The organism is Brochothrix thermosphacta DSM 20171 = FSL F6-1036 (genome assembly GCF_036884295.1).
GTDB classification, from domain to species: domain Bacteria; phylum Bacillota; class Bacilli; order Lactobacillales; family Listeriaceae; genus Brochothrix; species Brochothrix thermosphacta.
The window spans coordinates 185,651-208,430 of the sequence record NZ_CP145608.1; the positions used below are offsets into that span (position 1 = coordinate 185,651).

Here is a 22,780-nt window from a genome sequence, read left to right on the forward strand (position 1 = left end):
CTGTTTCAGATGATTCAGGGCAAAGGAGTGAAATAATCATGAAAAAAGGTATCCACCCAGAGTATAATAAAGTTGTATTTATGGATTCAAGTACTGACTTCAAATTTTTAACTGGTTCTACTCGTACTTCAGAAGAAACAATCGTATGGGAAGATGGCAACGAATACCCAGTAATTCGTGTTGAGATCAGTTCTGACTCTCACCCGTTCTACACAGGTAAACAAAAACATGCCGCTGCTGACGGACGTGTTGATCGATTCAACAAAAAATACGGCATCAAATAATTATCATACAAGCTATGGTAAAGGCTTCTTGAATATAGCCTAATTAAGAACACCTCTTATGAAGGGAAGCTTCCCCATAAGGGGTGTTTTTTCTCTTTCAGCATTTTTAGCTCGGTGTCACTCATTGTTGTATCTGCGCTTGCTTAATCACATACAGTAAGTATGTTCATGTCGCATTGCTCGATACGCCGCGATTGCCATCCGAGCTAAAAACGCTGATTATAGAAAGTGTTGTCATCGCTTAGTGTTGTATCTGCGCTTGCTTAATCACATACAGTAAGTATGTTCATGTCGCAGTGCGCGATACGCCGCGATTGCCATCCGAGCTAAAACGCTGATTATAGAAAGTGTTGTCGTCGCTTAGTGTTGTATCTGCGCTTGCTCGATAGGCTACGATTGTTATTTGAGCTAAAGCTGTTGATCATTGTGAAAAAAAGGACGAACATTTTTTAAAGAGAGTAGTTATCTTTTGCTATAGCTTGTATAATAAATAAGGTAGATATTTTATAAATAAGGGGTAGAGTTGATGGCACAATTATTTTTCAGATATGGTGCAATGAATAGTGGCAAGACGATTGAAATTTTAAAAGTTGCGCATAACTATGAAGAGCAACACAAAAAAGTGTTAATTTTAACATCGAGCGTAGATGATCGCGACGGGGTAGGTTATGTTTCTAGTCGTATTGGCATGAAGCGTGAAGCGATTGCAGTTGGAGCGAATACTGATATTTATGAATTGGTAAATGCTTTAGATGAAAAGATATATTGTGTGCTATTCGATGAATCTCAATTTGTAACAAAACAACACGTGGAACAAATGGCTCGTGTCGTAGATGAATTGAAAATACCAGTGATGTGTTTTGGTTTGAAAAACGATTCGCGTAACGAATTGTTTGAAGGATCGAAGTATTTATTAGTCTATGCTGATAAAATAGAAGAAATAAAAACAATTTGTTGGTTCTGTGAAAAAAAAGCGATTATGAACTTACGTATTAATGCAGATGGTACACCGAATTATGGTGGTGAACAAATTCATATTGCAGGCAATGAAAGTTATTATCCCGTTTGTCGACGTTGTTATAAAAACCCGAAATTGTAGAAAAAGGAGCGATTAGATAATGTATGATCGATTACAGATGGTGGAAGATCGTTATGAATCACTCAATGAATTATTGAGTGATCCAGCGGTAACAAGTGATACAAATAAATTGCGTGATTATTCGAAAGAGCAATCATCAATTGCTGAAACGGTTCGAGTTTACCGTCGTTATAAGGAAGTGCAAGAACAATTAGCAGGCGCAAAAGAGATGTTTAATGAGAAATTAGATGATGAAATGCGCGAAATGGTAAAAATGGAAGTAGCGGAACTTGTGGAAGAAAATAGCGAGTTAGAGCAATCGCTTAAAATTCTATTATTACCAAAAGATCCCAATGATGATAAAAACGTTATTATTGAAATTCGTGGTGCAGCTGGTGGAGATGAAGCGGCGTTATTTGCCGGTGATTTATTTAATATGTATGCACGTTATGTTGAAAGTAAAGGCTGGAAAATTGAAGTGCTTGATTCAAACGAAACGGGCGTTGGGGGCTACAAGGAGGTATCAGCGATGATTACCGGCCAAGGTGCTTACTCTCGATTGAAGTATGAAAATGGCGCACACCGCGTACAACGTGTACCTGAGACTGAATCTGGTGGTCGTATCCATACGTCAACTGCAACGGTGGCTGTAATGCCTGAAGCAGAAGAAGTAGATATTGAAATTGCTGATAATGATGTGCGTGTTGATATTTATCATGCAAGTGGCGCGGGTGGGCAACATGTTAATAAGACAGCATCAGCTGTTCGTTTAACTCACCTTCCGACAGGGATTGCTGTAGCGATGCAAGATGAGCGTTCACAGCTTAAGAACCGTGAAAAAGCATTTAAAGTATTACGTGCGCGTGTATATGATAAAATTTCATCTGAAATTCAAAGTGAAATCGATCAAAATCGTAAATCTGCTATTGGTACAGGTGACCGTTCAGAGCGTATTCGTACGTATAACTTCCCGCAAAATCGTGTAACAGATCACCGTATTGGATTAACAATTCAAAAATTAGATCAAATTTTAACGGGTAAAATTGATGAGTTTATCGATGCTTTAATTATGGAAGATCAAACAAGTAAACTTGAAAGCCTAACGAATTAATGAAAGTGACAGAGTGGCTCGCCCAAGCCAAAGCCACTTTGCAGACAGCTGAGTTAGAGCCTGTTATTTCTGAGGTGTTAATGCAACGGCAAATGGGTTGGACAAAAACACAGATGGTGTTGTCGAGACATGAATTAGTGCCAACGACAGTGCTTGCTATGCTAGATGAACAATTATCGCGTGCGCTGGCTGGTGAACCCGTTCAATATATCACGGGTGAAGAAGTTTTTTATGACCGTGTTTTTTCTGTGAGTGAGGCGGTTCTGATTCCGCGACCCGAAACAGAAGAATTGGTCGAGCATGTATTATCAGTGTTGAAAAAATTTCCTGACGATGCACGTGTGGTGGATGTGGGCACCGGCAGTGGTGCAATTGCGATTACATTAAAAAAAGAACAACCGACATTGCGCGTTTTTGCGTCGGACATTTCTGTTGAAGCGCTTGCTGTGGCTGAAAAAAATGCGCAAACATTGGCAGCAGAAATTACATTTGTTCAAGGTGATTTATTGCAGCCGTTGATTGATAGTGGTGAAAAATTTGATGTTGTTGTTTCGAATCCGCCTTACATCGCTTATTCGGAAACGGATGTTATGGATGTTTCGGTGATAGAGTACGAACCACATCTTGCGCTCTTTGCAGAGAATGACGGGCTCGCTTTATATCAACGATTGATTCAACAGTTACCCTCTTGTTTGAAAAAGGGTGGCGTTGCAGCTTTTGAAATTGGTTACCATCAGGGTGAAGCGATAAAATCAGCGTTAGCCGAGGCTTATCCACAAGCAAAAATAGCAGTGGTGAAAGACTTGTCAGGGAATGACCGTGTGGTATTGATGGAAACATAGAAGCGTAAGGTCAGTGTGTTTGGCTTAATCACGCGTTTGTAAATAATTATCGCAGTTAAGAAGAGGTAAAACAGTTTTTCTTATTTTTAGATACTTACTAAGGTTAGGGCGTGCCCTGACCTTTTAATTTATAAAAAAATAACGATACCAACAAGTTATCCACAGTTTATAAACAGTTCAATCGCTCTAAAGTGCCTTTATTACAGTAGAAACGATGTAATGAAAATGTAATATAAAAAAGTTGTTGATAGTTATCCCTTTATTACCAGTGACTTTAAAGGTTATGCACATAGTTATCAACAAAAAACACACATTGACAAAATTGTTATCCACAGTCTGTGCATAAGCTGTGTGTATCATGGTATTTAAAAAAAGGTTGAAGTGTATTTGGATGTTAATGTTCGCTTTTAAATCATTTTAAATCAATTTATAATGTTTTAAAGAGTTATTATAACTTAAAGACGAACGATTTCCGTTATTTTTGCTGAAAAATAAACATTAAGTTAATAAAATGCTATTTTTATAGTGACAAAAGCGTTGCTCATCGTTACAATAGAAACTATATGAAGGGATGTATGAAAATGAAAACGTCATTTAAAGAAGCAACAACGACTGATATTGATGCTGCGGCTGTGCTCTTGCAAGAAGGAGAGTTAGTGGCATTTCCGACCGAAACGGTTTATGGTTTAGGTGGTGATGCAACAGTATCGGATAGTGTGAAAAAAATATACGAAGCAAAAGGTCGTCCATCGGATAATCCATTGATTGTGCATGTGGCAGAACGCACGCAGTTAGATGCGTTTGTGACTGACGTTTCTGATGAGGCTCAACGTTTAATGGATGCTTTTTGGCCAGGGCCACTCACTATTTTGTTGCCAGTTAAAGAAGGGGCGTTAGCACCAGAAGTAACCGCAGGTCTATCGACGGTTGCTGTGAGAATACCTTCTCATCCTGTTGCTTTGGCGATTTTGAAAGCTGCGGATCTACCTATCGCAGCGCCTAGTGCGAATACATCGGGTAAACCTTCACCAACCAAAGCAAGTCATGTGAAAGAAGATTTAGCGGGACGCATCGCCTGTATCATTGATGGCGGTACGACGGGCGTAGGTGTCGAATCGACCGTTTTAGATTGCTCAGGCTCACAACCTGTTATTTTACGACCAGGCGGAGTAACAAAAGAAGCCTTGGAAAATGTTGTGGGACCTGTATTAACAGATGTGGCGCTCAAGCAAACGACGGCGGCACCCAAAGCGCCGGGAATGAAATATACACATTACGCCCCAGTAGCGCCAGCTTATCTAGTTGATGGGACGACGGATTACTTCCAAGCCTGCATTCGCCTGTTTCAATTAGAAGGTGAGGTTGTTGGCGTTTTGGCGACAACAGAAACCCTTGCAGATCTGGATGCTGATGTTAAAGTGTCCTGTGGTACGCAATCTGATTTAGCGAGTATTGCGGCGGAGCTTTATGATGGTTTACGAACGTTCAATCATCATGAAGAAGTCACTGTTATATTAGCAGAAACATATGCGGAAGCAGGCATTGGTCAAGCCATTATGAATCGTTTAGAAAAAGCGGCCGGTCACCGTTATCTTCGTGCGACCGATCGTTAAAGTAAAGTAATCCAAGAAAATCTTCTTGTTACTATAGATAGCAATTAAACGCTCACGAGGCGTAATCCTAAGGAGGAACATATTATATGTCAATTTTATCGCATTCTGATTCAGCTGTTTTTGAAGGGATTCAACAGGAAAAATCACGTCAACGTGCAAAGATAGAACTTATTGCCTCTGAAAATTTTGTTAGCCAAGCTGTAATGGAAGCTCAAGGGTCTGTATTAACAAACAAGTATGCGGAAGGGTATCCGGGTCGTCGTTTTTATGGCGGTTGTGAACATGTTGATGTCGTTGAAGATATTGCGCGTGATCGTGCTAAGGAACTTTTTGGTGCTGAACATGCAAACGTTCAACCCCATTCAGGTGCACAAGCAAACATGACAGTTTACTTTGCGGTATTGGAACCTGGTGATACAGTGTTAGGCATGAACTTGGCTCACGGTGGTCACTTAACTCATGGAAGTCCTGTTAACTTCAGTGGGAAATACTATAATATTGCTGCCTATGGTGTTGATCCTGAAACGAAAGAAATTGATTATAATGACGTGCGTGAAAAAGCGTTAGCAAATAAACCGAAAATGATTATTGCAGGGGCAAGTGCTTATCCTCGTGCAATTGACTTTAAAAAATTTCGTGATATCGCAGATGAAGTAGGGGCATATTTGATGGTAGATATGGCTCATATTGCAGGTCTTATTGCTGCGGGTGAACATGAAAATCCAGTGCCATATGCGGATTTTGTCACCTCAACAACGCATAAAACACTTCGTGGACCTCGAGGTGGTTTGATTTTATGTAAGGAAGAATATGCTAAAATCATTGATAAGACATTATTCCCTGGCGTTCAAGGTGGGCCATTAATGCATGTTATCGCAGCGAAAGCTGTTGCATTTGGTGAGGCTCTGCAACCAGATTTTAAAGATTACGCAAAACAAGTCATTGTGAATGCGAAGGCAATTGCAAAAGCGCTTCAAACGGAAGGTGGCGAAATTTTAACAGGTGGTACTGATAACCACTTGTTGTTATTGGACACACGTTCGTTTGATTTAACAGGTAAAGAAGCGGAGCATATTTTAGACGCTGTAGGTATTACAACGAATAAAAATGCGATCCCGTTTGATCCGGCAAGTCCGTTTATTACTAGTGGTGTTCGTATTGGCTCAGCCGCTATTACTTCACGCGGTTTTGATGAAGAAGCGTCATACAAAATTGGTGAGTTAATCGCGAAATCATTGCGTAACCCAACAGATGAAGCGATTCAAGCAGAAGTGGCGAAAGATGTTCTTGCATTAACAGATTCATTCCCGCTTTACGAATAAAGAGTAACGTTATGCGTTTTATTCAGTTTTTGTGTAGCTTATTTGATTAAAAATATTCCAGCATTTTGGTACAGTCATGATGATTGTAAGGAAGTGCTGGGATTTTATTGTGCACACAATGTCGCAATGTAATTGTTTTTATATGATTAAGAACCGTATTTAAAGTGTTTTTTTCTGTTTGAAAAAAGAATTTCATTAGACAAATGCGAGCTTTCTCTATACAATAGAAAAGAAGTTTATTAGTGAACGGAGGAATTATTAATGGGAATAGGACAAGTACATGTAATGGATCATCCATTGATCCAACACAAGTTAACAATTATTCGTGATAAAGCAACGGGGACAAAGGTTTTCAGGGAAGTTGCTGATGAGATTGCAATGTTGATGGCGTATGAAATTACACGTGATTTAGAGTTAGAAGATACAATGGTGGAAACGCCAGTTGTAACTGCAAAAGCAAAAACATTATCAGGTAAAAAATTAGGTGTTGTTCCAATTTTACGTGCAGGACTTGGTATGGTTGAAGGTGTTGTGAATATGATTCCAGCAGCTAAAGTAGGTCACATTGGTATGTATCGTGACGAAACAACGTTTGAGCCGGTAGAATACTTTATTAAAATGCCGTCAGATATTAGCGAACGTACATTGATTGTTGTTGATCCAATGTTAGCTACAGGTGGATCTGCTATCTTAGCAATGGATGCATTGAAAAAACGTGGTGCAACTAATATTAAATTTATGTGTATGGTTGCGGCTCCTGAAGGTGTTAAAGCTTTACAAGAAAAACATCCAGATGTAGATATTTATATCGCTGCATTAGATGAAGGTCTAAATGAAGATGGTTACATCGTACCTGGTTTGGGCGATGCTGGCGATCGTCTTTTCGGAACGAAATAATATGGTGAATCCGGTGAAAAAACTCAAGGTCATGCCGATTTTCGGAACGCGTCCAGAAGCTATTAAAATGGCGCCCGTTATTGCAGCACTAAAGCGCTTTTCGGATATTGAAACGGTTGTAACAGTAACAGCACAACATCGTCAAATGCTCGATCAAGTACTGGAGATTTTTGATATTCACCCCACACACGATTTAGACATCATGCAAGATAAACAGACATTAAGTGGTATCACAAGTCGAGCATTACTCGGATTAGAAGAAGTTATCGCTGCTGAAAAACCAGATATTATTTTGGTTCATGGTGATACGACAACTACTTTTTCGGCTTCGCTTGCCGCTTTTTATCAACAAGTTAAGGTGGGTCATGTCGAAGCAGGGCTACGTACGTACCAAAAGTACTCGCCTTTCCCAGAAGAAGTGAATCGCCAAATGACATCTGTTTTGACAGATATTCATTTTGCACCAACGCAACAAGCACACGATAACCTCATTAGTGAAAATATTCCGGCTGATAACGTTTATATTACGGGTAATACTGTGATTGATGCTTTGGAAACGACAGTTACCGAAGAGTATCATCATCCTGTATTGACGGAGTTAAACGGTGCGCCTTATATTTTGTTGACCACACATCGTCGCGAAAATTTAGGTGAACCAATGAAACGTATTTTCCGAGCGGTACAGGGAATTTTAACAGCACGTGAGGATGTGCATATTGTTTTTCCAATTCATCTTAACCCAGTGATCCGTCAAATGGCGGAAGAGATATTGGGCGATAATAAACGTGTACATTTGATTAAACCACTAGACGTATTTGATTTCCATAATCTTGCTTATCGCTCGAAATTGATTATGACAGATTCGGGTGGTGTTCAAGAAGAAGCGCCAAGTTTAGATGTCCCTGTTCTGGTGTTACGTGATACAACAGAGCGTCCAGAAGGCATTGAAGCAGGCACTTTGAAATTAGTAGGTACTGATGAAGCTTTAATTTTATCTGAAGCACTGCATTTGCTGAATGATGAAGAAGCGTATTCAAAAATGGCGACGATTCAAAATCCTTATGGTGATGGGAAAGCTTCGGAACGTATCGTAGAAATTATACGTTATGAATTTGGACAGCAATCCGAAAAACCACAAGAATTTTTATAAAAATAAAGGATGGTAAGCTACTTGTTAGCTACCATCCTTTTGTTTAAGGTTAAACTGTTTTTTGATATGCTGAAATGTCAAGCGTAGCAAGGGTCCGTTAAAATATGCAATTGTTACCATTAAGTTAAACTTTGTGAATAGTATTGTTTTGTAGGTTGATTTTATGCTAGGATTACAGCAATGAATGCTTTGAAAATGTTCTTTGAAATCCGAAATAAGGGTAAAAGCGAACACTTTTTGAACATTTTGTGAACACTTGCAATTGTGCCGAAAATGTGTCCAAGTGTAATATTGACAACGCTTGCTGGTTGTTGTAAGGTGTTATTATGGGAATTGTAACGCTTTCAATGGATTGCAAAGGGCAGGGTATTTGATATTGTACGTGTCTGATGTTGGCTTTTGAAGCTAACAAAAGACATAATGACACTATATTTTCCGCATGCTTGTTCTCGTGATTTTTCTCAGGTAACAGGCATTTTTTGTGCGTTCATAAAAAATAATAATGTTTCATTGAGAAGAAATAAAGAGACAATTTACATGATGGCTAATAACTAAGAGGGGGTGAGAGAGAGCATGGAACATGAACAACCCATTATTTATATTGGTGGCCTAGGTTTTAACTTAGCAAATATATTGCCAATGGCTGCAACGTTTTTAATTGTATTGTTGCTGGCAATCATTTGTACGCGTAACCTTAAAATCAAACCGACTGGAAAACAAAACTTTATTGAGTGGATTATGGATTTTGTGAAAAATATCATTAAAAGCAATATGGATTGGAAAACAGGCGGTCGTTTTCATGTATTAGGAATAACACTCTTAATGTATGTGTTCGTTGCCAACATGTTAGGACTGTTTATCACAGTAACAATTGATGGCACACAGTGGTGGAAATCACCAACTGCGGATCCATTAATCACATTAACCTTAGCGGTAATGGTGGTAGGTCTAACACATCTTTATGGTGTGAAACAACGTGGTTTAGGTGGGTATCTTAAAGGTACTTATGCGACACCGTATGCATTCTTGTTACCATTCAAACTGGTGGAAGAATTTTCGAATACCTTAACGTTAGGTTTACGTTTATACGGTAATATTTACGCGGGTGAGGTATTGCTTACTTTAATCGCGACTCAGTTATCACATATGAACACAGGGGTTTACATTTTATCGTTCATCCCATCTGTCGTATGGCAAGGATTCTCGGTCTTTATCGGGTCAATTCAAGCCTTTATATTCACAATGTTAACCATGGTTTATATGGCACATAAAGTGAACGACGATCACTAGTTTTAAACAGTAAGTGAACACAATGAATAAAAAAAATTAGCAACATACAAATGAGGAGGAAATTTATTATGGGTTTAGGTGTAATTGCAGCTGCAATAGCAGTAGGTTTAGGTGCTTTAGGAGCAGGTATTGGTAATGGTTTAATCGTTTCAAGAACAGTTGAGGGTATTGCTAGACAACCAGAGGCACGTGGTGCTTTACAAACAGTTATGTTCATCGGTATCGCAATGGTAGAAGCTATTCCAATCATCGCTGTCGTTATTGCTTTCATGGTTCTTAACAAATAATTAGAGTATACACTTTTATATTTGAAATTAATTAGTAATTGAAAGGAGTGGACTGCTCGTGTTAGGAACACAATTTACCATTGGTGCGGCAAAAGGCGTGATGTGGGGAGATGCAATCTTCCTAATCATAAGTTTCGTACTCTTACTTATTTTGATTCGAATCTTTGCTTGGAAACCGTTAATGGATATGATGAAAAAACGTGAAGAACATATCGCTGCCGAAATCGACAATGCTGAAAACGCACGTGTTGAATCAGCAGCTATACTTGAAGAACAACGTCAAGCGTTAAAAGCGGCACGTGTTGAAGCGCATGAATTAATTGATAGTGCAAAACATCAAGGCGTTTTAGAACGTGAAAAAATTGTTGCTGCTGCAAAAGAAGAAGCAACACGCTTATACAACGAGGCGAAAGCTGACATCAATAGCGAACGAGAAAAAGCTGTTGCGGAAGTACGTGGACAAGTTGCCAATCTTTCAGTCTTAATTGCGTCTAAAGTAATTGAGAAAAACCTGAATGAAGCGGATCAAAGCGAACTCGTAGCAAGTTATATTGATGGGTTAGGAGATACTAAATGAGTGTAAACATTGGGATTGCTAACCGTTACAGTATGGCACTTTTGGAAGTTGCAAAAGAAAGAGACAACGTTCAAGAGTTAACTGCTGAAGTAACAGCAGTCAAGGATATTCTTGGTCAAAATCCTGAATTCATCTCTTTTTTATCTTCACCAGCAGTGTCAATGAAAACAAAAAAAGAAGCCGTTAAGGCAGCTTTTGAATCAGCGGATGACGTTGTGTCAAACCTGATCTATGTATTGATTGATAACAAGCGTGCAGGACTTTTGCTAACAATTATCGACCATTATATTTCGAGCGTCAACGCTTACTTAAACGTAGGCGAGGCAGACGTTTATTCTGTTGTGGAATTATCTGAAGCAGAAGAAGCGAAACTTGCTGACGCATTTGCGAAATTTACTAACAATAAACAAATGATCTTGCGTAAGCACATTGATGCTTCACTAATCGGCGGCGTTAAAGTTGTTATGGGTAGTGTGGTTTATGATGGAAGTTTACGTTCTAAATTAAATGGTTTAGCACATCAAATTAAGATGTCATAATAGCCGTGAGAGGTGAGACTAAATGAGCATTAATGCTGAAGAAATTAGCACGATAATTAAGAAACAAATTTCGAATTATCAAGCAGACATGAACGTAACAGAAGTGGGTACAGTTACTTATATCGGTGATGGTATTGCACGTGCACATGGTCTTGATAATGCAATGGCCGGAGAGTTACTTGAGTTCTCTAACGGAACAATGGGTATGGCTCAAAACTTAGATGAAAATGATGTTGGTATCATCATTCTTGGACCTTACACTGATATTGCTGAAGGTGACGAAGTTCGTCGTACGGGTCGTATCATGGAAGTGCCAGTTGGAGAAGAATTGCTTGGCCGTGTTGTGAATCCATTAGGTATTCCAATTGATGGTTTAGGCGAAATCAAAACAACTAAAACACGTCCTGTAGAATTCCAAGCACCTGGTGTTATGGATCGTAAAAGTGTTTTCGAACCTTTCCAAACAGGAATTAAAGCGATTGATGCTCTTGTTCCAATCGGTCGTGGTCAACGTGAGTTAATCATCGGTGACCGTCAAACAGGTAAAACTTCTTTAGCAATCGATGCTATCATTAACCAAAAAGGTCAAGATATGATCTGTGTTTATGTTGCAATCGGTCAAAAAGAATCAACTGTTCGTGGTGTTGTTGAAACATTGCGTAAACATGGTGCGCTTGAGTACACAATAATTGTATCAGCAAGTGCTTCTTTACCTGCTCCATTATTGTATTTAGCACCTTATTCTGGTGTTGCTATGGGTGAAGAATTTATGTACAACGGTAAGCATGTCCTTGCAGTTTATGATGATTTATCTAAACAAGCAGCTGCATATCGTGAACTTTCACTCTTGCTTAAACGTCCGCCAGGTCGTGAAGCATACCCAGGTGATGTTTTCTACTTACACTCGCGTTTATTAGAACGTGCAGCTAAGTTGAATGATGCATTAGGTGGCGGTTCTTTAACTGCGTTACCGTTCGTTGAAACACAAGCTGGAGATATCTCTGCTTACATTCCAACAAACGTTATCTCAATTACAGATGGTCAAATTTTCCTTGAGTCTAACTACTTCAACGCAGGTATTCGTCCAGCGATTAACGCCGGTCTTTCAGTATCACGTGTTGGTGGGGCTGCTCAAATCAAAGCAATGAAAAAAGTAGCGGGTAACCTTCGTCTTGACTTAGCTTCATATCGTGAGCTTGAAGCCTTTGCACAATTCGGTTCAGATTTAGATGAGCAAACACAATCTAAATTAGAGCGTGGTAAACGTACAGTTGAATTGCTGAAACAAGGATTGAACCAACCGTTAGGCGTTGAGAAACAAGTTGTGAGTCTTTACTCATTAACACGCGGTTTCTTAGATGACGTTCCTGTTAAAGACATCAACCGTTTTGAAGGTGAATTAATCGCATTTATTACGAATAATCACCAAGGTCTCTTCGATACAATTATCGAAACTAAAGGCTTACCAAACGAAGATGAATTAAAAGCAGCAATTACAGAATTTAAAGCAACATTTATTGCATCCGAAGTCTAGAAACTGGAAGCAGCAAACATGAAAAGGTGGTGAAATGTTTTGGCTTCTTTACTTACGATCAAACAACGTATTTCTTCTACTAAGAAGACAAGTCAAATAACGAGTGCCATGAAGATGGTCTCGGCATCTAAACTTGGTAAAGCTGAACGTAACGCCCGCAATTACGAGCCTTATGCAGATAAGATTCGTAACATTGTGGCGCATCTTGCGTCAAACAATTCAGCAAGCGATCCGATGCTTGAAAACCGCCCAGTTCATCGAGTAGGTTATATTGTTTTAACCGCTGACAGTGGATTGGCAGGTGCTTATAGTAGCAATGTTATTAAAACGGCTGTTAAATTGATTAAAGAAAGACATAACAATAATGCTGATGAGTACGAAATTATCGCGTTAGGAAATATGGGACATCATTTCTTTAGCAAAAACGACTATAATGTAGCGTTGCAAATTACCGGTATTTCGGATCACCCAAGCTTTAATGAAATTCAAAATATTGCGAATGATACAATTCAGTTATTTGTAGAAGGTCGAATTGATGAGTTACACATGATTTACAATCATCACGTTAACCCAATCACGCATGAACAACGCACTGTTCAACTATTGCCAGTGGCAGCAGTTGAAGGGGCTGAAACCTCAGGGTTGAGTTCATACGAATTCGAGCCTTCAGAAGAAGCTGTGTTAGAATCTATTCTTCCACAATATATTGAAAGCTTAATCTTTGGCTCTATTTTAGACGCTAAAGCAGCAGAACATGCTGCACGTATGACTGCGATGTCAAGTGCGACTGATAATGCAAATGAAGTTATCGGTGACCTTACATTACAATATAACCGTGCGCGTCAAGCTGCAATCACGCAAGAAATTACTGAAATCGTCGGCGGAGCTGCCGCGTTAGAATAATGATTGAATTGAAACAAGGAGGAGAAAACATGACTGTAGGACATGTAACTCAGGTAATGGGACCAGTAGTAGACGTTCGTTTCCCTGAAGGTAACTTACCTAAGATTAATAGCGCACTTCGCGTAAAAAGTGAAACGACTACGATTACACTTGAAGTAGCCATTCAACTTGGCGATAACGCCGTACGTACAATTGCAATGTCATCAACTGATGGTTTGCAACGTAACGCAGAAGTTGTGGATTCTGGTTCACCGATTACGGTACCAGTTGGTGAAATCACTTTAGGTCGTGTCTTCAACGTTTTAGGAGAAAACATCGACTTAGAGGCACCAGTGCCAGCGGATGCAAAACGTTTACCGATTCACCGTGAAGCACCTAAATTTGAGGATTTATCAACTCAAACTGAAATTCTTGAAACAGGTATTAAAGTTGTCGATTTATTAGCACCTTACGTTAAAGGTGGTAAAATTGGTTTGTTTGGTGGAGCCGGTGTTGGTAAAACCGTACTTATTCAAGAGTTAATTAACAACATTGCACAAGAACACGGTGGTATTTCAGTATTCGCCGGTGTTGGTGAGCGTACGCGTGAAGGGAACGATTTATTCTTTGAAATGACTGATTCAGGCGTTATCGCTAAGACTGCAATGGTCTTTGGTCAAATGAATGAGCCACCTGGTGCGCGTATGCGTGTTGCTTTAACTGGTTTAACAATTGCGGAATATTTCCGTGATGAAGAAGGCCAAGATGTTCTTTTATTCATCGATAACATCTTCCGCTTTACTCAAGCTGGTTCTGAAGTATCTGCCCTTTTAGGTCGTATGCCTTCAGCAGTTGGTTACCAACCAACATTAGCAACTGAAATGGGACGTTTACAAGAGCGTATCACTTCAACTAAAAAAGGTTCTGTTACATCGATTCAAGCAATTTACGTGCCAGCGGATGATTATACTGACCCTGCTCCGGCAACAACATTTGCCCATCTTGATGCAACAACCAACTTAGAGCGTAAATTAACTGAGCAAGGTATTTACCCTGCGGTTGATCCTTTAGCATCTTCTTCTCGTGCATTAAGCCCAGAAGTTGTTGGTGAAGAGCATTATGAAGTTGCGACTCAAGTTCAACAAGTATTACAACGTTATAAAGAATTACAAGATATTATCGCAATCTTAGGTATGGATGAAATTTCTGATGAAGAAAAACTAATCGTTAACCGTGCGCGTCGTATCCAGTTCTTCTTATCACAAAACTTCCATGTTGCTGAACAGTTTACAGGTCAAAAAGGTTCATACGTACCTGTAGCTGATACAATCAGTGGCTTTAAAGAAATCTTAGCTGGTAAATATGATCACTTACCTGAAGATGCATTCCGTCTTCTTGGTGGGATTGATGATGTTATCGCGAAAGCGAAAGAAATGGGTGTTGAGGTTTAAGACCTCAATAACAGCCTCATTTTAAGGAGGAAAACGTATGGCTACTTTACAAGTGTCGATTGTTACTCCTGATGGTCCAGTTTTTAATGGTGAAGCAACAATGGTTAGCGCTGTAACTAAAAGTGGAGAACTTGGTATTTTACCAGGTCATATCCCGTTAGTTTCTCCAGTTGATATCGATATCGTTCGCATTAAAGATGCAGAAGGTAAAGAACACTGGATTGCGGTCAATGGTGGTTTTTTAGAAACCGACGGCAAAGAAGTTAACATTTTAGCTGAGTCGAGTGAAGCTGACGAGGACATTGAGTTATCACGTGCGGAGCGTGCGAAACAACGCGCTGAAGAACGTCTAACACATACACAATCGAATCAAGAAGAAATGTTAAGAACACAATTGGCATTGCGTCGTGCGATTAATCGAATTAACGCCGCGTCGCATCGTTAATTAAAAAAACTGAAGGGCTTTTGCCTTTCAGTTTTTTTTGCATACAATTGTATAAAATCGCCAGATAATGAGCACCTTTAAACAGAGGGCTGTTAAAAATTTCACGTGTCATTTTATGCTATTTTACGATATTATTGAAAAAACCGTTATTTTTTCATAAAAATAAGCACCAATGAAGATTCGTTCATGTTATAAAGTGGAGAACCATAAGGTTTTGAGATAGTTAATGTGATTGAAATAATAATTCTGTCAAACAGTTATGTATTTTTGTAAATAGATTGGAATTTTTGCTATAATAAAGGTTGTATAGAAGGAGGTTTTGCAAAAAGTGAATGTTGTCACGGATTCAGCAATTTTGACATTGGTATCACATTTAGTATTTATGGGGATTGCATTCTTCTCGTTGCAAGCGCTAGATTTAGAAAAGATGATTCGTAAAAATAAAGTAGTGCAAGCACGTCTGTTATACATTCTTCTTGCTGTTGCTTTAGGTTACGGCGTTAGTTCATTTTTCTTATCTTATCTTTTAGCTGCACAAAATTTACCATCCTTTTAAGTGATTTACAATTGCAAAAGACTTAAATCTTTGAAATCAAGGAACGAAGTATGGAAAAAAAGTGCACATCGTGATAGTATTAAGAAGTTAGAAAAAACATACAAAATGAAATTTTAGCATAAATAATACAGAAATATAATCTAAATGGTTAGTTAGCGGAGGGATTTTAAATTGGAAAAAATTATCGTTAGTGGGGGAAAAAGACTTGAAGGTTCTGTTCATATTGAAGGAGCCAAAAATGCAGTATTGCCAATTATTGCAGCGACTTTATTAGCAGAAGAAAATCAAGTGACATTACATAACGTACCTAAGTTATCAGATGTTTATATGATTAATGAATTATTGCGTTACTTACAAGCTGATGTTGTGTTTGAAGGGGATAAAGTAACCGTTGATGCAACACGTACAATCGGATCGGAAGCACCGTTTGAATATGTAAGCCAAATGCGCGCTTCAATGGTAGTAATGGGACCGATGTTAGCACGTACTGGTCGTGCACGTGTAGCGTTACCAGGAGGCTGTGCCATTGGTTCGCGTCCCGTTGATTTACACTTGAAAGGTTTTGAAGCAATGGGTGCTGTTGTTAAAATCGAAGATGGTTATATGGAAGCAGCAGCAGAAAAATTAACTGGTGCAAACATTTACTTAGATTTTCCAAGTGTAGGTGCAACGCAAAATATTATGATGGCAGCAACATTAGCTGAAGGTACAACTACTTTAGAAAACGTTGCACGCGAACCTGAAATTGTTGACTTAGCAAACTTTTTAAATAAAATGGGTGCAAAAGTTATCGGTGCAGGAACAGAAACGATTCGTATTGAAGGCGTAAAAAAATTACATGGTGCGGAGCATTCAATTATTGCCGATCGTATTGAAGCCGGCACATTTATGATTGCTGCAGCAATTACAGAAGGTAATATTTTCATTGATAACGCAGTGCCTGAGCATGCTGTTGCACTTATTGCGAAATTGCGTGAAATGGGCGTTGAAGTAATTAGTGAAAACGAAGGTCTTCGTGTGATTGGACCAAAAAAATTGAAACCTGTAGATGTTAAAACAATGCCACACCCAGGTTTTCCAACGGATATGCAATCACAAATGATGGTTGCGCAAATTTGTGCGGATGGAACTTCAATGATGACAGAAACAGTTTTTGAAAATCGTTTTATGCATGTTGAAGAAATGCGTCGCATGAATGCAGATATGAAAATTGAAGGCCGTACAGTTATTATGAATGGTCGCAAACCACTTCAAGGTGCAGAAGTTTCAGCAACTGACTTACGTGCAGCAGCAGCCTTAATTTTAACAGGTCTTGTATCTGATGGTTATACTCGTGTTACTCATCTGGAATATTTAGATCGTGGTTATACAGATTTCCATCTTAAATTACGCGATTTAGGAGCAACAATTCATCGCTTTGATGATGAAGCAATGACTGAAGAAGAAGCAATTTCACAACTTCAAACGGTTTAATCGAGGGTTTTGTGAGAATGAAATAAGTGAAAAAGTCTGATACTGTGTAAAACAGTATCAGACTTTTTAAGATATACGTCGGCATTCGACAGTAACTATGATATAATGATGTGATTGTAATTATAGAAAACAGTGAATATTAGGAGGAAATATAAAGATGGCAAAAGATATTGGAATCGACTTGGGGACCGCCAACGTTTTGATTTTTGTAAAAGGTAAAGGCATTGTCCTTAATGAACCCTCAGTTGTTGCATTAGATACAGCGACAAATAAAGTGTTAGCAGTTGGAGAAGAAGCCTATCAAATGGTTGGACGTACACCGGGAAGTATCGTAGCAATTCGTCCGATGCGTGATGGTGTTATCGCTGATTTTGATATTACTCAAGCGATGTTACAGTATTTCATTAACAAGTTAAAAGTTAAGAGTATGTTCTCACGGCCACGTATTTTAATTTGCTGTCCAACGAACATTACAAGTGTTGAACAAAAGGCGATTCGTCAAGCAGCAGAATCAACAGGTAGTCGTAATGTATTTATCGAAGAAGAGCCAAAAGTAGCAGCTGTTGGTGTTGGAATGAACATATTTGAACCAAGCGGCAATATGGTAATCGATATCGGTGGAGGTACAACAGATGTTGCAGTACTTTCAATGGGTGGTATTGTAACAAGTGAGTCATTAAAAATGGCAGGTAACACACTTGATAACGACATTCTTAATCATGTAAAACGTGAACATAATTTATTAATCGGTGAACGTACAGCTGAAGCCATTAAAATTACTATTGGTACAGCAACTCCGACTGATACTGAAGAAACAATGGATATTCGTGGACGTGATTTATTAACAGGTTTACCACGTACATTAACAATCAATGAAACTGAGATTCGTGAAGCAATGCGTGAATCAGTTTACGCTATTGTAGATACAGCTAAAACAGTCTTAGAGAATACTCCGCCAGAACTTTCTGCAGATATTATTGATCGTGGTGTTGTTGTAACAGGTGGTGGGGCTTTGTTAAGAGGCCTTGATAAATTACTTTCTGATGAATTGAAAGTACCAGTTGCAGTAGCTGATTCACCATTAGATGCAGTTGCAATGGGAACAGGCGTATTATTAGATCATTTAGTTAACCAAAAATAATGAGGAGGTAGTTCATAATGATGACAAGTAATGAAATTAAACAAGCGTTACCACATCGTTACCCTTTTCTATTAGTCGATCGTGTTATTGAAGTAGAAGCTGGGAAACAAGCACGTGCGTATAAAAACGTTTCGCATAACGATCCCTTTTTCGAAGGTCATTTCCCGCAATTCCCAGTGATGCCAGGTGTTCTTATTTTAGAAGCATTGGCACAAACAGCAGGATTAGCAATGGCGAATAAAGAAGAGACTAACAAAATTGGATTGTTTGCAGGTGTTGATAAATGCCGCTTTAAAAAACAAGTTGTACCAGGTGATCAGTTGCATTTAGCAGCTGAAATCACACGACAAAAAGGTGCGATTGCAAAAGCACACGTTATTGCGACAGTTGATGGTGAAATCGCGTGTGAAGCAGACATAATGTTTGCAATGGCTGAAGTGTAATAAAAGTGAAACACCCTGTTCATTCTTCAAGAAATTGGAAAAACTAAAAAACATTCGTTAGACTAGAAATTTTAGTTAGGATAGACTGGTCCATGTCTATTTAAAACTTGAATTTCAGGTCTAATGTTTTTTATTTGTTCTGAAATTTCGCAAGAGAATAGGTGTTTCAACTGAAGATAGGCAATAAAGCGAGAAACACTAATACTACCATTTAGATTTCAGGTCTCGTTATATTATTGAATCCCGTTATGAAATTTTGATAAAGTTGGCTTAGTTTTTGGAGGAATGCCTACTAAAGCACTTAAATTTCAGGTCTTGTAGTGGTTTTTTTATAGGTGTATGAAATTTTAAGTTTTTTTGGTTGAAGTACTAGAGACGATAAAAGTGAAACACCCTGTTCATTCTTCAAGAAATTGAAAAAACTAAAAAACATTCGTTAGACTAGAAATTTTAGTTAGGATAGACTGGTCCATGTCTATTTAAAACTTAAATTTCAGGTCTAATGTTTTTTATTTGTTCTGAAATTTCGCAAGAGAATAGGTGTTGCAACTGGAGATAGGCAATAAAGCGAGAAACACTAATACTACCATTTAGATTTCAGGTCTCGTTATATTATTGAATCCCGTTATGAAATGTCGATAAAGTAAGCTTAGTTTTCTGGAGACATGTCTGTTTCTGATTCGAATTTCAGGTCTCGCTTTAATTTTATGTCTTTACGATATCTCGATAAAGTAGTTTCAAACGATGATACAAGCCGTAAGCATGTGATGCTTACGGTTTTTTTGATGATTGTGGTCTAATTGTGATAAACTGTTAAAGAGAATATAAGAACGGTGGAGATTAATATGGCACGTAAAATCACAGTGTTAGGGATTCCTTTTTATAATACAAAATTACAAGAGATGGTTTCTGAACTAACGGATAGAATTGATTCGCAACAAAAAACATTTGTAGTGACCGCCAATCCTGAAATTGTTATGAAAGCATACGATGACCCATCGTTTAAAGCACATATTACACAAGCTGATTACATTACTGCTGATGGTATCGGGGTAGTGAAGGCGACCGAACATCTAAAAGAGCCTTTGCCTGAGAGAGTAACAGGGTTTGATATGTTTCAAAACCTGTTAGAAAGAGGGAACGCGAAGGGCTATTCGCTTTATCTCGTGGGTGGTACAGAAGAGGTAATCAATAAAACACATAAAGTCGTGCGCTCTTCTTATCCAAATATTAACTTAAAGGGATCACATAGTGGTTTTTTTGTGACAACAACAGAACGGTGTGACGTTCAAAATGCTATTATTGATAGCAAAGCAGATATGGTATTTGTAGCGATGGGCAGCCCGTATCAAGAGACCTTCATCACCGAAATTTTACCGCAAATACAAAAAGGACTTTTCATGGGAATAGGCGGAAGTTTTGATGTATTAAGTGGCACTGTCAAACGCGCTCCGCTCTTCTGGCAAAAGTTAGGATTGGAGTGGTTTTATCGCTTAGCTTCACAACCCACACGTCTTTGGCGTATGAAAGATTTGGTGCGTTTTTATCTTGCGGCACGTAAAGAAGCTAAACGATAGGAGGTCACATGATGAAATTCGTTGAAATGAAAATATATCGTATGAAACTGCCGCTCGCGCAGTCGTTTTCTAATTCGCAAACAACATTAACCTACCGTCGCTTTGATTTAGTGCGTTTGACTACAACAACTGGAGAAGTTGGCTGGGGTGAGACCGTAGCTTTTGAGACGCCTTGGTACACCTCCGAAACAGTGACGACTTGCCATGATGCGTTAGTGAATTATATTTGGCCACTTATCAGAAATAAAGAAATTGCTGACCCGAAAGCGCTTAATCTTATTTTAAATAAGCTAAAAGGGCATCATATGGCCCGTTCAGCTGTCGAAACATCCTTTTGGGGTATTTATGCAAAAAAAAACAAACAACCGTTGTATCGGCTTTTAGGTAGTGATAATGCCGCTGTTGCTGTTGGGATTAGTCTAGGTATGAATAATTTAGAAGATTTAATGCAAGAAGTACAAGCAGCTGTTGAAAAAGGCTATACCCGTGTTAAAATAAAAATAAAACCCGGTTGGGATATTCTACCCGTTCAAACAATCCGTCAGTCTTATCCGCATTTGAAATTAATGGTGGATGCGAATGGGGCCTATGATCTAGCAGATGTTGACGTGTTTAAAGCATTAGATGCCTATGATTTGGAGATGATCGAACAGCCGCTCGGAGATGATGATTTTATTAATCATGCAAAACTTCAACGTATCATCCGGACAAAAATATGTTTAGATGAAAACATCCATAGCATAGAAGATGTTAAAGTGGCACATCAATTAGGTAGTGCTCGTGCCATCAATTTGAAGTGGGCGAGAGTCGGCGGTTTGTTTAACGCGTTAGAGATTATTCAATACTGTCAAAAGCATGACCTATTGGTGTGGTGTGGCGGTATGTTTGAATCAGGTGTTGGTCGATCATATAATTTAGCATTGGCATCGCTTGAGGGGCTGGATTTCCCTGGTGACATATCAGAATCTTCTCGGTATTGGTCGGAAGATATCGTTGAACAGCCACAAAAATTGGTAGAGGGTCGTTTACTCATACCAAAAATTAGCGGAGCTGGATTCAACATTAGTAAAAAGCGTGTAGAGAAATATAGTGAAAAAATAGAGTCGTTCATCTGACTGGATTTTCAGAGGTGTTCTTGAGGAGGAAACAAAGTGGTTACAATTACTTTGATAGTAGTATTTTTAGCATCGGTCATATTAACACCGCTTGTGCGTAAATTTGCGTTTGCAATCGGGGCCGTTGATGTACCGAACGATCGACGTGTCAATAAAAAAGCAATGCCAACATTAGGTGGATTAGCTATTATTTTAAGTTTTTTAATTGGTTTTGTCATATTGCCTGTTGATTTGAGTTCGTTTTGGCCTATTTTAGTCGGAGCTTTTGTTGTGACATTAGTAGGTGTATTGGATGACCGCTTTGAATTGACAGCCGGCATGAAGCTATTTGGGCAATTTTTAGCAGCTTCTGTTGTTGTATTTGGTGGAAATCTAATGATTAATTACTTAACCTTACCACTAATTGGTCAAATTAATTTTGGTTGGTTTGCCGGACCTTTCACCATTATCTGGATTATTGCCATTATGAATGCAATCAATTTAGTTGATGGTTTAGATGGTTTAGCAGGTGGTATCTCATCAATCGTCTTAATCTCAATTGCGGCGATGGCGTATGTATTGAATGATTTTATTGTTTTTCCGTTAGCGATGGTGCTTGTTGCTGCCATTCTAGGTTTTTTAATTTACAATTTCCATCCTGCCTCTATTTTCATGGGAGATACAGGCGCGCTCTTTTTAGGGTACATGATAGGTGTATTATCTGTGATGGGCTTTAAAAATGTGACGTTTATCTCATTGATTATCCCAATTATGATTTTAGGTGTACCATTTTCAGATACATTTTTTGCAATTGTAAGACGACTAGCACAAAAAAAATCGATTTCTGAAGCGGACCATTCACATCTGCATCATCGTTTATTGGCACTAGGCTTTACACATCGCCAAACAGTAATATTAATTTATGCTTTAAGCGCACTGTTTGCGATTGGCGCCTTTACTTTTTTTATCTCGTCTTTCGTCGGCTCAATTATGTTGTTTATACTATTGCTACTAGCGTTGGAGTTACTTGTAGAGTTTGTCGGTTGGATTAGTCCAGAATATCGTCCAATCATTAATTTTTTCCAAAAATGGATGAGTAACATTACAAAATATCGCAAAAATAAACGCAAAACGAAGTAAAAGCAACTTATTGTTGCAAAACGTGTTTGATTTTCATAAATGAATGAAAAACCC

23 protein-coding genes are annotated in these 22,780 nt (G+C 38.6%); all 23 read left to right on the top strand.

The genetic code is table 11. The annotated features are described in order from the left end of the window. Positions 1–38 precede the first annotated feature (38 nt). The 23 genes from V6S17_RS00955 to V6S17_RS01065 all read left to right on the top strand — a co-directional run bounded on the left by V6S17_RS00955 (position 39) and on the right by V6S17_RS01065 (position 22,726). The gene (locus V6S17_RS00955) at positions 39–284 is read left to right on the top strand and encodes a type B 50S ribosomal protein L31 (RefSeq protein ID WP_029090889.1); all 246 of its coding nucleotides are present in this window, start codon (positions 39–41) and stop codon (positions 282–284) included. A 526-nt stretch (positions 285–810) separates the two neighbouring features. Next, on the top strand, positions 811–1,383 hold the full coding sequence (locus V6S17_RS00960) for a thymidine kinase (RefSeq protein WP_029090888.1): 573 nt from the start codon (positions 811–813) through the stop codon (positions 1,381–1,383). A gap of 19 nt (positions 1,384–1,402) precedes the next feature. Next, the gene (gene prfA, locus V6S17_RS00965; RefSeq protein ID WP_029090887.1) at positions 1,403–2,473 is read left to right on the top strand and encodes a peptide chain release factor 1; all 1,071 of its coding nucleotides are present in this window, start codon (positions 1,403–1,405) and stop codon (positions 2,471–2,473) included. 5 nt (positions 2,474–2,478) lie between these two features. Beyond that, positions 2,479–3,315, top strand: a complete 837-nt coding sequence (gene prmC / locus V6S17_RS00970; RefSeq protein ID WP_157759378.1) for a peptide chain release factor N(5)-glutamine methyltransferase — start codon at positions 2,479–2,481, stop codon at positions 3,313–3,315. Between the two features lie 581 nt (positions 3,316–3,896). Beyond that, the gene (locus tag V6S17_RS00975) at positions 3,897–4,928 is read left to right on the top strand and encodes an L-threonylcarbamoyladenylate synthase (RefSeq protein ID WP_244877098.1); all 1,032 of its coding nucleotides are present in this window, start codon (positions 3,897–3,899) and stop codon (positions 4,926–4,928) included. Positions 4,929–5,014: 86 nt separating this feature from the next. Next, entirely contained in the window at positions 5,015–6,250 is a 1,236-nt protein-coding gene (gene glyA / locus V6S17_RS00980) for a serine hydroxymethyltransferase (RefSeq protein WP_029090884.1), read from the top strand. A 267-nt stretch (positions 6,251–6,517) separates the two neighbouring features. Then, complete coding sequence (gene upp, locus V6S17_RS00985; protein ID WP_029090883.1) at positions 6,518–7,147, top strand: uracil phosphoribosyltransferase; 630 nt, start codon at positions 6,518–6,520, stop codon at positions 7,145–7,147. Position 7,148: 1 nt separating this feature from the next. Next, on the top strand, positions 7,149–8,297 hold the full coding sequence (gene wecB / locus V6S17_RS00990) for a non-hydrolyzing UDP-N-acetylglucosamine 2-epimerase (RefSeq protein ID WP_036026864.1): 1,149 nt from the start codon (positions 7,149–7,151) through the stop codon (positions 8,295–8,297). Between the two features lie 573 nt (positions 8,298–8,870). After that, a complete protein-coding gene (atpB, locus tag V6S17_RS00995; protein ID WP_029090881.1) occupies positions 8,871–9,587 on the top strand; it encodes a F0F1 ATP synthase subunit A in 717 nt (238 codons plus the stop codon). Between the two features lie 68 nt (positions 9,588–9,655). Further along, entirely contained in the window at positions 9,656–9,874 is a 219-nt protein-coding gene (gene atpE / locus V6S17_RS01000) for a F0F1 ATP synthase subunit C (RefSeq protein WP_029090880.1), read from the top strand. Positions 9,875–9,974: 100 nt separating this feature from the next. Then, on the top strand, positions 9,975–10,451 hold the full coding sequence (atpF, locus tag V6S17_RS01005; protein WP_051457466.1) for a F0F1 ATP synthase subunit B: 477 nt from the start codon (positions 9,975–9,977) through the stop codon (positions 10,449–10,451). Beyond that, positions 10,448–10,990, top strand: a complete 543-nt coding sequence (locus V6S17_RS01010; RefSeq protein ID WP_029090878.1) for a F0F1 ATP synthase subunit delta — start codon at positions 10,448–10,450, stop codon at positions 10,988–10,990. The genes atpF and V6S17_RS01010 overlap by 4 nt, the downstream gene beginning before the upstream one ends. A gap of 22 nt (positions 10,991–11,012) precedes the next feature. Next, positions 11,013–12,524 carry a F0F1 ATP synthase subunit alpha gene (gene atpA / locus V6S17_RS01015; RefSeq protein ID WP_029090877.1) on the top strand — a complete coding sequence of 504 codons (1,512 nt, stop codon included), beginning with the start codon at positions 11,013–11,015 and terminating at the stop codon, positions 12,522–12,524. A 39-nt stretch (positions 12,525–12,563) separates the two neighbouring features. Beyond that, entirely contained in the window at positions 12,564–13,427 is an 864-nt protein-coding gene (gene atpG / locus V6S17_RS01020; RefSeq protein WP_029090876.1) for an ATP synthase F1 subunit gamma, read from the top strand. Between the two features lie 29 nt (positions 13,428–13,456). Then, positions 13,457–14,857: a F0F1 ATP synthase subunit beta gene (atpD, locus tag V6S17_RS01025; RefSeq protein ID WP_029090875.1), complete on the top strand. Its 1,401-nt coding sequence runs from the start codon at positions 13,457–13,459 to the stop codon at positions 14,855–14,857. Positions 14,858–14,894: 37 nt separating this feature from the next. Then, positions 14,895–15,302, top strand: a complete 408-nt coding sequence (locus V6S17_RS01030; RefSeq protein ID WP_029090874.1) for a F0F1 ATP synthase subunit epsilon — start codon at positions 14,895–14,897, stop codon at positions 15,300–15,302. 328 nt (positions 15,303–15,630) lie between these two features. Continuing rightward, entirely contained in the window at positions 15,631–15,858 is a 228-nt protein-coding gene (locus tag V6S17_RS01035) for a DUF1146 family protein (RefSeq protein ID WP_036026856.1), read from the top strand. 171 nt (positions 15,859–16,029) lie between these two features. Further along, positions 16,030–17,331, top strand: coding sequence for a UDP-N-acetylglucosamine 1-carboxyvinyltransferase (gene murA / locus V6S17_RS01040; RefSeq protein WP_029090872.1), 1,302 nt, complete (start codon positions 16,030–16,032; stop codon positions 17,329–17,331). A gap of 157 nt (positions 17,332–17,488) precedes the next feature. Beyond that, on the top strand, positions 17,489–18,472 hold the full coding sequence (locus V6S17_RS01045) for a rod shape-determining protein (protein ID WP_036026854.1): 984 nt from the start codon (positions 17,489–17,491) through the stop codon (positions 18,470–18,472). A 17-nt stretch (positions 18,473–18,489) separates the two neighbouring features. After that, a complete protein-coding gene (gene fabZ, locus V6S17_RS01050; RefSeq protein ID WP_029090870.1) occupies positions 18,490–18,915 on the top strand; it encodes a 3-hydroxyacyl-ACP dehydratase FabZ in 426 nt (141 codons plus the stop codon). An 845-nt stretch (positions 18,916–19,760) separates the two neighbouring features. Next, entirely contained in the window at positions 19,761–20,492 is a 732-nt protein-coding gene (locus V6S17_RS01055; protein WP_029090869.1) for a WecB/TagA/CpsF family glycosyltransferase, read from the top strand. A gap of 8 nt (positions 20,493–20,500) precedes the next feature. After that, positions 20,501–21,607, top strand: a complete 1,107-nt coding sequence (gene menC / locus V6S17_RS01060; protein ID WP_080712864.1) for an o-succinylbenzoate synthase — start codon at positions 20,501–20,503, stop codon at positions 21,605–21,607. A gap of 36 nt (positions 21,608–21,643) precedes the next feature. Beyond that, positions 21,644–22,726 carry a glycosyltransferase family 4 protein gene (locus V6S17_RS01065; protein ID WP_051535946.1) on the top strand — a complete coding sequence of 361 codons (1,083 nt, stop codon included), beginning with the start codon at positions 21,644–21,646 and terminating at the stop codon, positions 22,724–22,726. Positions 22,727–22,780 lie beyond the last annotated feature (54 nt).